The sequence below is a fragment of the Varunaivibrio sulfuroxidans genome (genome assembly GCF_029318635.1).
Lineage (GTDB): Bacteria > Pseudomonadota > Alphaproteobacteria > Rhodospirillales > Magnetovibrionaceae > Varunaivibrio > Varunaivibrio sulfuroxidans.
Window position 1 is genome coordinate 1,743,679 of record NZ_CP119676.1, and the last position, 12,774, is coordinate 1,756,452.

The 12,774-nt window shown below is 58.1% G+C and carries 13 protein-coding genes; 6 read left to right on the top strand and 7 right to left on the bottom strand.

What is annotated here, in order from left to right; genetic code table 11:
- The first annotated feature begins 6 nt into the window (after positions 1-6).
- The 6 genes from purS to P3M64_RS08250 all read left to right on the top strand — a co-directional run bounded on the left by purS (position 7) and on the right by P3M64_RS08250 (position 5,142).
- Positions 7-249 carry a phosphoribosylformylglycinamidine synthase subunit PurS gene (gene purS, locus P3M64_RS08225; protein WP_132937786.1) on the top strand — a complete coding sequence of 81 codons (243 nt, stop codon included), beginning with the start codon at positions 7-9 and terminating at the stop codon, positions 247-249.
- A gap of 4 nt (positions 250-253) precedes the next feature.
- Positions 254-946 (top strand): phosphoribosylformylglycinamidine synthase subunit PurQ, encoded by a 693-nt coding sequence (gene purQ / locus P3M64_RS08230; RefSeq protein WP_132937785.1) that lies wholly within the window; start codon positions 254-256, stop codon positions 944-946.
- A complete protein-coding gene (gene purL / locus P3M64_RS08235) occupies positions 943-3,147 on the top strand; it encodes a phosphoribosylformylglycinamidine synthase subunit PurL (protein ID WP_243644678.1) in 2,205 nt (734 codons plus the stop codon). Before purQ ends, purL begins: the two co-directional genes overlap by 4 nt.
- Before the next feature lie 29 nt (positions 3,148-3,176).
- Positions 3,177-3,419 (top strand): BolA family protein, encoded by a 243-nt coding sequence (locus P3M64_RS08240; protein ID WP_132937784.1) that lies wholly within the window; start codon positions 3,177-3,179, stop codon positions 3,417-3,419.
- A gap of 53 nt (positions 3,420-3,472) precedes the next feature.
- Positions 3,473-3,808 (top strand): Grx4 family monothiol glutaredoxin, encoded by a 336-nt coding sequence (gene grxD, locus P3M64_RS08245; RefSeq protein ID WP_132937783.1) that lies wholly within the window; start codon positions 3,473-3,475, stop codon positions 3,806-3,808.
- 500 nt (positions 3,809-4,308) lie between these two features.
- Entirely contained in the window at positions 4,309-5,142 is an 834-nt protein-coding gene (locus P3M64_RS08250; RefSeq protein WP_132937782.1) for a class I SAM-dependent methyltransferase, read from the top strand.
- Positions 5,143-5,387: 245 nt separating this feature from the next.
- Here P3M64_RS08250 and P3M64_RS08255 read toward each other — a convergent pair whose 3' ends face one another.
- From P3M64_RS08255 to rpsO, 7 genes are all read right to left on the bottom strand, one after another.
- A complete protein-coding gene (locus tag P3M64_RS08255) occupies positions 5,388-5,981 on the bottom strand; it encodes a DUF3501 family protein (protein WP_132937781.1) in 594 nt (197 codons plus the stop codon).
- A gap of 11 nt (positions 5,982-5,992) precedes the next feature.
- Complete coding sequence (locus P3M64_RS08260; RefSeq protein WP_132937780.1) at positions 5,993-7,333, bottom strand: heterodisulfide reductase-related iron-sulfur binding cluster; 1,341 nt, start codon at positions 7,331-7,333, stop codon at positions 5,993-5,995.
- A gap of 222 nt (positions 7,334-7,555) precedes the next feature.
- Entirely contained in the window at positions 7,556-7,975 is a 420-nt protein-coding gene (locus P3M64_RS08265) for a rubrerythrin family protein (RefSeq protein WP_207893083.1), read from the bottom strand.
- A gap of 155 nt (positions 7,976-8,130) precedes the next feature.
- Positions 8,131-8,538 carry an iron response transcriptional regulator IrrA gene (irrA, locus tag P3M64_RS08270; protein ID WP_132937779.1) on the bottom strand — a complete coding sequence of 136 codons (408 nt, stop codon included), beginning with the start codon at positions 8,536-8,538 and terminating at the stop codon, positions 8,131-8,133.
- 117 nt (positions 8,539-8,655) lie between these two features.
- Positions 8,656-10,053 carry an NAD(P)H-dependent flavin oxidoreductase gene (locus P3M64_RS08275; protein WP_132937778.1) on the bottom strand — a complete coding sequence of 466 codons (1,398 nt, stop codon included), beginning with the start codon at positions 10,051-10,053 and terminating at the stop codon, positions 8,656-8,658.
- Between the two features lie 111 nt (positions 10,054-10,164).
- Positions 10,165-12,300, bottom strand: a complete 2,136-nt coding sequence (gene pnp / locus P3M64_RS08280) for a polyribonucleotide nucleotidyltransferase (RefSeq protein WP_132937777.1) — start codon at positions 12,298-12,300, stop codon at positions 10,165-10,167.
- A gap of 191 nt (positions 12,301-12,491) precedes the next feature.
- Positions 12,492-12,761: a 30S ribosomal protein S15 gene (gene rpsO / locus P3M64_RS08285; protein WP_132937776.1), complete on the bottom strand. Its 270-nt coding sequence runs from the start codon at positions 12,759-12,761 to the stop codon at positions 12,492-12,494.
- Positions 12,762-12,774 lie beyond the last annotated feature (13 nt).

Here is a 12,774-nt window from a genome sequence, read left to right on the forward strand (position 1 = left end):
TCTTCCGTGAAAGCGAAAGTCCATGTGACCCTAAAAAACGGCGTCCTCGACCCCCAGGGCAAGGCCGTTCAGCACACCCTGGCATCCCTCGGGTTCGATGGCGTCGATAACGTCCGCCAGGGCAAATACATCGAGCTTGACCTGCTCGAAACCGACGCCGACAAGGCGCGCGCGCAGGTTGACGCCATGTGTCGGCAACTTTTGGCCAACACCGTGATCGAAAACTATTCGATCGAAATCACGGACTAGGGTTATGAAAGCAGCCGTCATCGTTTTCCCCGGATCGAACTGCGACCGGGATGTTCAAGTCGCTCTGGAACGCAGCGTCGGAGCCCCCGTTTCGATGATCTGGCACCGGGAAACAAGCCTTCCCGCGCTGGATCTGATCGTCATTCCGGGGGGCTTTTCCTATGGCGATTACCTGCGCGCCGGCGCCCTGGCCGCCCGCTCTCCGGTCATGGCCGAGGTTATCCGGCAAGCCGAAAGAGGCGTCGCCGTGCTGGGGATCTGCAACGGTTTTCAAATTCTCACGGAGACCGGCTTGTTGCCCGGCGCTTTGATGCGCAACGCCGACCTGAAGTTCATCTGCCGCGATGTTTTTTTACGCGTCGAGAAAGCCGGCGCCCCGTTCACCCAAGATTATCGCGCCGGGCAGGTGATCACCGTCCCCATCGCCCATCACGACGGCAATTATGAAACCGACCCGGATACCCTGAAAAGCCTGGAAGACGGCGATCAGGTCGCCTTTCGCTACTGCGACGACGCGGGTGCGTTGGGGACCGAGAACAACCCCAACGGATCGGTCAACAACATCGCCGGTATCTTCAATAAGGCCGGCAACGTTCTGGGCATGATGCCCCACCCCGAGCGGTTGGCCGAGCCCGAGTTGGGCGGCATCGACGGTCGTCCCCTATTCGACGGACTGTGCAAGGCTTTTGGCGCATGAATACGCAAACCATGGACGAAATTACCCCCGAAATTGTTGCCGAACACGGCCTAAGTCCCGAAGAATACGACAAGGTTCTGGAGATTTTGGGCCGCACGCCCAACATCACGGAACTGGGCATTTTTTCGGTCATGTGGTCCGAACATTGTTCCTACAAGTCATCGAAAAAATGGCTGAAAACCCTGCCCACCGAGGCGCCTTGGGTGATCTGCGGGCCGGGCGAGAACGCCGGCGTCGTCGATATCGGCGACGGTCAGGCGGCGATCTTCAAGATGGAAAGCCATAATCACCCGTCCTATATCGAGCCCTACCAGGGCGCGGCGACCGGCGTCGGCGGTATCATGCGCGACGTTTTCACCATGGGCGCGCGCCCCGTCGCCAACCTCAACGCCCTGCGCTTCGGCGCGCCCGAGCACCCGAAGACGCGCCATCTGCTGTCCGGCGTCGTCGCCGGCATTGGTGGTTACGGCAACTGCATGGGGGTGCCCACGGTGGGCGGAGAATGCGAATTCGACCCCAGCTACGACGGCAATATCCTGGTCAACGCGATGACCGTGGGTCTCGCCGACAGCGACAAGATTTTCTATTCCGCGGCGGCGGGAATCGGCAACCCGGTGGTTTATGTCGGCTCGAAAACCGGACGTGACGGCATCCACGGCGCGACCATGGCCTCGACCGAATTCAGCGAGGACACCGAGGAAAAGCGCCCCACCGTTCAGGTCGGCGACCCGTTTACCGAAAAGTTGCTGCTTGAAGCCTGCCTGGAGCTGATGAAGACCGACGCCATCGTCGCCATTCAAGACATGGGCGCGGCGGGCCTGACCTCGTCGAGCTTCGAGATGGCCTCCAAGGGCGGCGTCGGCGTCGAGCTTGATCTGGATAGCGTGCCCCAACGCGAAGAGGGCATGAGCGCCTACGAAATGATGCTTTCGGAAAGCCAGGAAAGAATGCTGATGGTGCTCAAACCCGGTCGCGAGGAAATGGCCCGCGCCGTGTTCGAAAAGTGGGAGCTGGATTTCGCCGTTATCGGCGTCCTGACCGACACGGGACGCATGGTTCTCTCCCACAAGGGCGCGCGGGTCGCCGACCTGCCGATCGACCCGCTGGCCGAAGCCTCGCCGGAATACGACCGACCGTGGACGCCGACCCCGGCCCGCGCGCGCTTAAGCCCCGCCGACGTCCCGGCTCCGGCCGATCCGGTGGCGGCGCTGAAAACGATGATCGGCTCGGCGAACCTCGGATCGCGGCGCTGGATCTGGGAACAATACGATCACATGGTGATGGCCGACACCATCGCCCGGCCCGGCGGCGACGCGGCGGTGGTGCGCGTGCACGGTACGACCAAGGGGTTGGCGATGTCCAGCGATTGCACGCCACGCTATTGCGTCGCCGATCCCGTCGAGGGCGGCAAACAGGCGGTCGCCGAATCGTGGCGCAACATCACCGCCACCGGCGCACGTCCCCTGGCGATCACCGACAACATGAACTTCGGCAACCCGCAACGCCCGGAAATCATGGGCCAGTTCGTCGGCTGCATCGACGGCATCGCGGAGGCCTGCCGCGCCCTGGATTACCCGGTGGTGTCGGGCAATGTCTCGTTATACAACGAGACCAATGGCGCGGGTATTCTGCCGACCCCGACGATCGGCGGGCTAGGTGTGCTCGACGACATCGCCAAACGCATGTCGATCGCGTTTCCCGAAGAGGGCCAAACCCTGTTGCTGGTCGGGATCACCACGGGACACCTGGGCTGCGGCCGCTATCTGGACATCTGCCTGGGACGGCGAGACGGAACGCCGCCGCCGGTCGATCTCGCCCAGGAACGGGCCAATGGCGATTTTGTGCGCGACTTGATCCATGACGGCTGCCTTACCGCGTGTCACGACGTTTCCGACGGCGGCCTCGCCATCGCCCTGGCGGAAATGGCGATCGCCGGCGACATCGGCGCGCAGATCACGCCACCCGCCGGCGCCCCGGCCCTGCACGCCTGGATGTTCGGCGAAGATCAGGCGCGTTATATTCTGTGTACGCGCGCGCCCGGCATCGTCATGGCGCGCGCCGCCGACCGCGATATTCCGATTCGCCCAATCGGAAATACCGGGGGGACGCAGTTGACGTTTGGCGATCGGCACGCCATATCCGTTGCGGAGCTGCGCCGGGCGCATGAAAATTGGATGCCCGACTTCATGACTCGGCGTTAAACAAAAAACTTTAGGGAGTCCGAACACCCATGGCCATGGAAGCGGCGGAAATAGAACGCCTAATCAAAGAAGCCTTCCCCGACGCCGACGTCTTGATCGAAGATCTTCGCGGCGACGGCGACCATTACGCGGCGCGCGTGTTATCCAAGCAGTTCGCCGGAAAAACCCGCGTTCAGCAACACCAGATGGTTTATGCCGCCTTACAAGGGCGCATGGGCGGCGAACTGCACGCCCTCGGCTTGCAAACCGGCGTGCCCGAGGATAACGCCTGAGACGCCCCAAACAAACACACCCTGACACTTATTCCAGACGGAGGATCTCACCGATGAGCGACAATCCCGTTTTCGATCGTATCCAGCAAGAACTCGACGACAACCCCGTGGTTCTGTTCATGAAGGGCACGCCGATGTTCCCACAGTGTGGTTTTTCCGCCGCCGTGGTCGGCGCGCTGACCCAAATGCAGGTTAAATTCAAGGGCGTCAATGTGCTTGAGGATCAAGAGATCCGCGAAGGCATCAAGGCGTTCAGCAATTGGCCGACCATTCCGCAGTTTTACGTCAAAGGCGAATTCGTCGGCGGTTGCGACATCATCAAGGAAATGTACGAAAGCGGCGAGTTGCAAAAACTTCTCGACAGCAAAGGCATCGCCCACGCCGCCTGACGCCCCGCGTGAGAGTATCCCAATAAAAGGCCCGCCTTGAATGAGGCGGGCCTTCAATTTGTTAACGCCATGCGCGATCGTCAAAAACATCCGCCCGTGTTCCCTAGTGGTTTGAGTTTAACATTTGAGTCCGATGCAATTGGACACAAATGTGTGAAGAAATCAAACTGCAACAAAAAGATAGATAGTGGTCGGCCCGATCCACTAGGGGCAGGATCTATTAATCTGATGCGCCTTCGGCGCCAGGGATCGCCTGAACCGAGACGTTGCATAACCCCTCGTTGGGCGATTGAAAAATAAAAAATTTGTAGAGGTTATTCTCCCGTCCAGATGTTCTACAATCCGCGGCGCAACCACAAAAAAGTGGGCTGTCATCGCCCATTGAGCTCAAATGGCGGGAAAATGACGCCGCGAGGCGTTTAGAGAATCCGAAGCATCTCCGTTCAAGTTTCCAGGACGACTTCCCACCTTGGGTTTAAGCGATTAGGAGCCGAAGACGCATGCCCTTGCCTAAGACCGAAAAAGAAGAAACCCGATTTGAGTTTGGCCGCAATTGGCGACGTTTCCTTAATCATCTGAATAACGAACGCATTTCCGAGGCGCAAAAATCGCTTTCCGGCATGCTTGAGGTCAGCGATTTATCGGGAAAGAGTTTTCTCGATATCGGCTCCGGCAGTGGTTTGTTTTCCTTGGCGGCTCGGCGCTTAGGCGCGAAGGTCCACTCTTTCGATTACGACCCCCTATCCGTGGCCTGCACGCAAGAGGTGAGGCGTCGATATTTTCCCAACGATCCCGATTGGCGTGTAGAGCAAGGATCCGCGCTTGACGGTGAATACATTCGAGCGTTGGGAACCTATGACGTCGTATATTCATGGGGCGTGCTTCATCACACGGGAAAAATGTGGTCGGGGCTGGAAAATGCGGCCATGAGCGTGCGTGACGGTGGGATTTTGTTCATCGCTATTTATAACGATCAAGGCTGGATAAGTCGTTATTGGTCTTGGGTAAAGAAAACGTATAACGCGAACGGCGTCTCGAAGGTCGCGGTGACTGCCGTACACATGCCTTATCTCTTTGGGGCGCGCTGGCTCGTTCGTCTGTTGACAAATCGGCTCAAGATCGAGCGTGGAATGACGCTTTGGTACGATATGATCGACTGGCTAGGCGGCTATCCATTCGAGGTCGCCACGCGAGAACAGATCGTCGATTTCTATACGGCTCGTGATTTCGAACTGATCGGCGAACAGCTTTGCGGTCGCCGCCATGGCTGTAACGAGTACGTCTTTCGGAAATTACAAAAAACAGCCTCGAAATCAACGTCCGAAGTGTCATAACGTAAGCCCCCGAAAGACGGAACGATCCCAGGGAGGCGCCGTCAGTGGTGAAGGCGATCGACGGCGGCGGGCGGAGTTCCGCTCGAATGAGGAATATTTTCTTATTTTACGACGCCTAGTGGATCGGGCCGACGTTTCGCTCCCGCGAACCATCGGGCCGACCACTATCTATCTTTTTGTTGCAGTTTGATTTCTTCACACATTTGTGTCCAATTGCATCGGACTCAAATGTTAAACTCAAACCACTAGGCGTCATCAAAATCCGACGCCAAGGCCTCCCGGACGTCGCCACTCACCCGGCTCATATGGCCGTACTGGGGATGTTCGATCGATAGAACCACATCGTTCTTCGGATCGCGAAAGGCGGAGATTTGTTGATCCGTCAGAGGAAAATGCAAAAATTGGATGGCGGACGCCTTGCCTTCCGCCGTGGTCCGATCGACATCTGTCTCGGCGATGGCGTGCACGCTGTCCGCGCCGATACGCAGATAAACGGTTTCCTCGACGCCGCCCAAATCGGCCAAAAAACGGCCTCGGCGCTCGGGGTCGTCGATCTCAAACATCAAAGTCGCGACAAGATCGTGTCCTTTTGGGATTAATGGATTATAGGCGCGAAGCTCGTCTTCAATTTGATTTTCGCCCCCCTGCTCAATGTACAACATCTCATGAATTTGATGAAACATGGTGTCGTAGCTTTCAAAGTAGAAGGTGGCGTCGGGGCCGACGTGAACGCGCCGATTTTTTTTCAGCGCGCTCATTTCCTTGCGCCGCCGGTCGCGTTGCTGGGCGTAGGCCGCCATGTTCATGATATCCGCGGGCGTAATCTCGTGTTTATGCATAAGGATGTCTCTCATAATCCGTAAGACTTTGCGATCAACTGAATCGGGTGCTTTTCCACGGTCTGTACTGCTTTTCCCCCCTCGTCCAGCCCTTCCATGCCCTGCAGGATATGGCCACGGGCCAGGGGACATTCGGAGACCAGAAAGGTCGGTTTCGCCTGCGTCGCTTGGCGAAATACCGGCTTGCCGATTTTCATTCCCACCTCGAAATTTTCGGTGCGCGTACCCCACGCCCCACCGTGACCGGAACACCGCTCGATCACCGTGATCTTGGTGTCGGGAATAAGACGCAGAAGTTCCGCGCCCTTTTGCCCCATGTTTTGCGCCCGGGCATGACAGGGGATATGGATGGCGACATCCCCCTGAAGGGGTTTCAGACCTTCGCTCATTCCTTCTTTTTTGGCCATGGCGACCATGTATTCGGCGGCGTCGAAGGTCGCCTTGGAAAGGTCGGCGATCGCGGCATCGTCGGGTTCGATCAGGGGCCATTCGAATTTGACCATCAGGGCGCACGAGGACACCGGGGCGACGATGTCATAGCCTTTGGCGATCCACGGCGCGAAGGCCTCGGCGACCCGCTTGGCGCTTTTAGCGACCGCTTCAATATCGCCATGCTCCAACTGCGGCATACCGCAACAACCGGGATGAATGACTTCGGTCTCGACGCCGTTCCGAGCCAGGACCTTACGCGTATCGAGGACGATATCGGCGCTGTTGTATTCACCGAAACAGGTCGCGTAAATCACGGCCTTGCGGCCGAAAGCCGGGGCCTGTTTGTTGACTACGATCGACTGGGCCGCCGCCTGGGCGCTACTGGTCTTGGGCGAGAACGGCGGCAATTCGGCGTCCTTGTGAACGCCGAGGAGGGCCTGCATGAGCGGGCGGGTGAAGGCGTTGCCGCGCTGCGACGCCCAGTTGGCGAGCGAGGAAAAGGTGCAGCCTAGCTTTCCGTTCTTGTCGGTCTGGGTCAGCAGAACCTCGCTGCGCGCAATTTTTCCTTGGCGAAACGCCTGGGCGCGCGCGCGCACCATCAAATGGGGAAAGTCGAGATTAAAATCGTGGGGCGGCACATAGGGACACTTTGTCAGAAAACACATGTCGCACAGGGTGCACGCTTCGACGATCGGGGCGAAATCTTTCGAATTAACACTGTCCAGTTCGCCGCTTTCGGATTCATCGACGAGATCGAACAGGCGCGGAAAACTATCGCACAAATTAAAACAGCGCCGGCACCCATGACAAATATCGAAGACACGGCGCAGTTCCACATCCAATTTCTCGGGATCATAGAAATCTGCTTCCCGCCACGCGATCGGATGGCGCGTCGGCGCATCGAGACTGCCTTCTCTCATACTGATCACCTCAAATTCTTTATACGGTGGCAATAAAATACACGCATGCCATGCGCATGGCTACTACACACTTCATGCGTGTGATCCACGCTCCGGCGACGGCCAATTCTCACACAACGAGAACGACCACTTTAGAGCGAAAAACGACAAAAGCAAAAAATTCGGGGAAGCGCGCCTAAGCACCTCCCCGAATTTTCTTCAAGAAGCGAGCATTCGGTAGCGTCAGTCCATTGTATCGAGCGCTTTTTGGAAACGCCCGGCGTGGGATTTTTCCGCTTTCGCCAAGGTCTCGAACCAATCGGCGATTTCATCGAAACCTTCCTCGCGCGCGGTTTTCGCCATACCGGGATACATATCGGTATATTCGTGGGTTTCCCCGGCGATGGCCGCCTTCAGGTTATCGGTGGTGGGGCCGATGGGCAGGCCCGTCGCCGGGTCGCCGGTGGCTTCGAGAAATTCCAAATGGCCGTGAGCGTGTCCGGTCTCGCCTTCCGCGGTGGAGCGGAAGACCGTGGCGACATCGTTGTAACCCTCGACATCGGCCTTCTGAGCGAAATACAGATAGCGACGGTTGGCCTGAGATTCGCCCGCGAAGGCGTCCTTAAGATTGGTTTCGGTCTTCGAACCCTTCAAGCTCATCATATCCTCCAGTGTATTTTAACGAATTACGTCGCACCCAAAACCACGATCGGCATGGGCGCTTCGCAATGCACTATCTCAATCTGGAAGCAACGCGTCAATATATTTTTAGAATAAATCTAAAAGTACAAATAATAGTCTGAAACTATTATCTATACTCAGGCTTCCTCAAGGCGAACGACAACATCGATGCGCTGCAACCTGGTTCCTTGCGGAATTCCGGGAAGACCGACGACGTCAATCATATCGTCTGGAATATCCTCCAGTTTCCCGGATTTTTCAAAATAGTAATGGTGGTGCATGCCGTTATTGGTATCAAAATACGAGCGGCTGGAATCGACGACGATTTCCCGCAACAATCCCGCACCGGTGAATTGGTGCAGAGTATTGTACACCGTCGCCAAGGATACGCGAATAGCCGAACCCAACGCCTCGGCATGAAGCATTTCCGCGGTCACATGGCGATCGCCGCCTTCGAATAAAAGTTTGGCCAAGGCCAAACGTTGCCGTGTCGGACGCAACCCGACTGTTCTCAATTGTTCCAAGGCGTGGCTATAAGGTCTCATTTAGATATTTTTCCTCTGTGTGTTTGCCTGCACGCAGTGCCCTCCCGCCTTACATGCGCAATACGTAATATAAACGTATAACTTAAATAATGAACGTTGGCAACGCCCAACGGGGCATCAATCCCCGCTCGTAATCCGCTCAACCAGCTGTTTAACGGTGGGAATGAAGCCATTCTCGTAAAATGGATCCTTGCCGAACATATAAGCATTATGCCCCGCAAACATCAAATTATTCTCAATATCGCCGCCATGAGCAATATCTTGTAGGGTTTTTTGAATGCAAAACGAACGAGGGTCGGCACGCTTTCCGGTGGTGCCTTCCGCGTTGTCCGCCCAATTACTGAAACGGCATTGGGAAAGACACCCCATGCAATCGGCCTGGTCCTTGAGAATCTCTCGGGCCGCGTCAAGACTGACGAAGATGACCGTTCCGTCCGGCGTTTTCATGGCCTCGCTGTGGCCCTCGGCGATCCAATTTTCGGCGCGGGCTTTGTCGGCCGCGGTCAGATAAATCGGGCGGCCGCGCGCGCCCACGGGCAGGGCCTCGCTTTGGCTATCGTTCGGCTTGGCGGCATAGGGCGCCTGACGGGAAGAACGTCGGTCCAACTCATCGAGCAAGTGGTTGCGCACCGCCGACGAGTAAAATCCGGTCGGGCTGAACTTGTTTAAATAGACGTCGCCCTCCTTGAGGGTCAACAGGCGCTTTTTCCAAGCCTCCGAGATCGGGCTTTCCCGGGTCAACAGGGGCCGGGTGCCGTACTGAAAGGCGATCGGGCCAAGTTCGGGATTATCGATCCAATCGGCCCAGTCGCGCAGAAACCATACCCCTCCCGCCATGACGATGGGGACGTGGTCCAAGCCATATTGGCGCATCACCCGGCGCAGCTCGACGACACGCGCGAACGGCGCCTCGGGCGTTTGCGGATCCTCGGAATTGGACAGGCCGTTATGCCCGCCGGCAAGCCAAGGGTCTTCATAAACGACGCCGCCCAGAAATTCAGGATAATTCTTATAGGCCCGCCGCCACAGCGCGTTGAAGGCGCGCCCACTGGAGACGATGGGATAATACTGAACGCCGTAACCGGCCGCGATCTCGGCCACTTTATAGGGCATTCCCGCGCCACAGGTGACCCCGTGCACGAGGCCTTTCGCGCCTTCGAGTATACCGTTAAGCACCTGCTCGGTGCCGCCGGCCTCCCACAGCACATTGATGTGAATGCGTCCGTTTCCAGCGGCGGTCTCGTGGGCGATGCGCGCCTGTGCGATACCCCCGGATATGGCGTAGGCGACCAATTCGTTGAACCGTTCGCGGCGCACCGTGCTGTGGTAGACTTGGCGGATGATCTTGCCGTTCTCGTCATAAGAATCGGGATTGACCGCCGAAAGCGTTCCCACCCCGCCGGCGCGCGCCCAGGCGCCCGCCGTCAATCCGTTGGAAACCGCAACGCCTTTGCCACCCTCGACCAGCGGCAAAACTTCGGCGCCGGAAATAACCAGAGGGTTGAGTGCTTTCACTCGACTACTCCCACCTTGCCGGGATGGCCACGTCAACACCCCGGTTTTCGTCTGTTCCTTGTGACCGGGGCAGGTCGGCTTGACGCCGTCCCGCCCCACATTTTCACACGATCACTCAGCTTTCGGCTTGTCGCTGATGTCTTCGCCGGTCTCCTGATCGACGACCCGCATCGACAACTTGATTTTACCGCGGTCGTCGATTCCGATCAGCTTGACCTTCACCGCGTCACCGACGTTAACCACATCCGTGGTCTGCCCGACGCGATGGTCGGCCAACTCGCTGATGTGCACGAGGCCATCCTTGGCCCCCATGAAGTTGACGAAAGCGCCGAAGTCCACCGTCTTGACGACCTTGCCGGTGTAAATCGCGCCGACCTCCGGTTCGCTGGTCAATGACTTGATCCAATCGATCGCCTGCTGCGCCGAAGCGTCATCGACGGCGGCAACCTTGACCGTGCCGTCATCCTCGAGATCGATCTTGGCTCCGGTGGTCTCGGTGATCTCTCGGATCACCTTGCCGCCGGCCCCGATAACGTCGCGGATTTTGTCTTTATTGATCTGGAAAACGGTAATACGCGGCGCTTTCGAGCTGACGTCCTCGCGGGCGTTGGAAATCGCCCGGCCCATCTCGCCGAGGATGTGAATACGACCGTCCTTGGCCTGGGCCAGCGCCGTCTTCATGATCTCCTCGGTGATCGAGGTGATCTTGATGTCCATCTGCAACGAGGTGATGCCGTTTTCCGTCCCGGCGACCTTGAAATCCATGTCGCCGAGATGATCTTCATCGCCGATGATGTCGGAGAGCACGGCGACGCCGTCATCTTCCTTGATCAGGCCCATGGCGATACCCGCCACCGGCCGCTTCAACGGCACGCCGGCGTCCATCAGCGACAGGGATGCGCCGCACACCGACGCCATCGAGCTGGAGCCGTTGGATTCGGTAATCTCGGAAACCACCCGCATGGTGTAGGGGAAGTCTTCCTTCGACGGCAGCATCGGGTGGATCGCCCGCCAGGCAAGTTTACCGTGGCCGATTTCACGCCGTCCGGTAAACCCAAAACGACCTGCTTCGCCAACCGAATACGGCGGAAAGTTATAATGCAGCATGAAGTGTTCGCGGTACGAGCCTTCGAGAGCATCGATCAACTGTTCGTCCTGGCCGGTGCCTAAGGTGGCGACCACCAGGGCCTGAGTTTCGCCGCGGGTGAACAGGGCCGAACCGTGCGCGCGCGGCAGAATACCGACTTCCGAAACGATCGGGCGCACGGTTTTGGTGTCGCGCCCGTCGATACGCATCCCGGTTTTCAAGATGTCGCGGCGCACGATCGTTTTTTCCAGGGACTTCAAGGCGTCGGCGAGGACTTCGTCGAGCAATCCCTGGTCAATACCGTCATCGGCTTTCATCTGTGCGGCGACGGCGTCCTTGGCGGCGGCGACCTTGCTTACGCGCTCGATCTTGTCCTTGATCGCATAAGCCTCGCGCAGCGGCGCTTCGGCGGCGGCGACGATCTTCGCCTTCAGGCCTTCGACTTCGTCCGGCGCCTCGGGCAAGTCCCAAGGTTCCTTGGCGCATAGCTCGGCAAGCGCGATGATCGCGTCGATCACCGGCTGGAACGCCTTGTGGCCGAACATCACGCCGTTGAGGAGAACGTCTTCGGATAGCTCGTTGGCCTCGGATTCGACCATCAGCACGCCTTCGGCGGTACCCGCGACGATCAGGTCGAGCTCGGTGTCGGCCATCTGGTCGAGACGCGGGTTGAGCACATATTCGCCGTCGATATAACCGACCCGGCAGCCGCCGATCGGCCCGAAAAAGGGCAGGCCGGAAATCGTCAACGCGGCGGAGGTTCCGATCATGGCGGCGATATCGGGATCGTTTTCCATGTCGTGGGCGACGGTGGTGCAGATAATCTGGGTTTCGTTCTTGAAACCCTTGGCGAACAGCGGGCGGATCGGGCGATCGATCAGACGCGAGGTCAGAGTCTCTTTTTCGCTGGGACGCGCTTCACGCTTGAAAAACCCGCCCGGGATCTTGCCCGCGGCATAGGTCTTTTCTTGGTAGTGAACGCTAAGTGGGAAAAAATCCAATCCGGGGCGCGCACTTTTCGCGCCGACGGCGGTGCACAACACCTTGGTTTCGCCATAGGTCACCATCACGGCGCCGTCGGCCTGCCGGGCGATCTTGCCCGCCTCCAGGGTCAGCGTACGCCCACCCCATTCGATCTCTTTTTTAAACTCGGTAAACATCTTTTTTACGTACTTCCTTCACTTCGAAGGTGGTGCGTCCTTCATCGCCGGGGGCCTTTTGTTCCTAGCCCGACCCCTACCAATACCGGCGGCACGCTGCCTTCGCTTTTTCCCGCCGCGGCCGTCCGCGGCGGGGTCGTTCATCGAAAAAGACCGGCCGGCCCACCATCGCGGCGAGGTCGGCCGGAACTTTACCTGCGCAGGCCGAGACGGCCGAGAACCTCTTCGTAGCGCGCGCCTTTTTTGCGCTTCAGGTAATCCAGCAGACGACGGCGTTGACCGACCATGATCAGCAACCCGCGACGGGAATGGTGGTCTTTTTTGTGAACCTTCATGTGCTCGGTCAAATTGACGATCCGTTCGGTCAAAACGGCGATTTGCACTTCGGGCGATCCGGTATCGCCGTCCTTGACGGCGTATTCCTTGATCAATTCTTGTTTACGTTCGGCGGTAATCGACATCGAGGTCTCCTAC

Coding starts and splice junctions, on each gene's coding strand:
- P3M64_RS08265 (WP_207893083.1), bottom strand. CDS start 7,975: ATGATGAGCTTGAAGGGTTCGAAGACCGAAACCAATCTTAAGGACGCC.
- P3M64_RS08260 (WP_132937780.1), bottom strand. CDS start 7,333: ATGAGAGAAGGCAGTCTCGATGCGCCGACGCGCCATCCGATCGCGTGG.
- grxD (WP_132937783.1), top strand. CDS start 3,473: ATGAGCGACAATCCCGTTTTCGATCGTATCCAGCAAGAACTCGACGAC.
- P3M64_RS08240 (WP_132937784.1), top strand. CDS start 3,177: ATGGCCATGGAAGCGGCGGAAATAGAACGCCTAATCAAAGAAGCCTTC.
- purL (WP_243644678.1), top strand. CDS start 943: ATGAATACGCAAACCATGGACGAAATTACCCCCGAAATTGTTGCCGAA.
- rpsO (WP_132937776.1), bottom strand. CDS start 12,761: ATGTCGATTACCGCCGAACGTAAACAAGAATTGATCAAGGAATACGCC.
- irrA (WP_132937779.1), bottom strand. CDS start 8,538: ATGAGACCTTATAGCCACGCCTTGGAACAATTGAGAACAGTCGGGTTG.
- pnp (WP_132937777.1), bottom strand. CDS start 12,300: ATGTTTACCGAGTTTAAAAAAGAGATCGAATGGGGTGGGCGTACGCTG.
- purQ (WP_132937785.1), top strand. CDS start 254: ATGAAAGCAGCCGTCATCGTTTTCCCCGGATCGAACTGCGACCGGGAT.
- P3M64_RS08250 (WP_132937782.1), top strand. CDS start 4,309: ATGCCCTTGCCTAAGACCGAAAAAGAAGAAACCCGATTTGAGTTTGGC.
- P3M64_RS08255 (WP_132937781.1), bottom strand. CDS start 5,981: ATGCATAAACACGAGATTACGCCCGCGGATATCATGAACATGGCGGCC.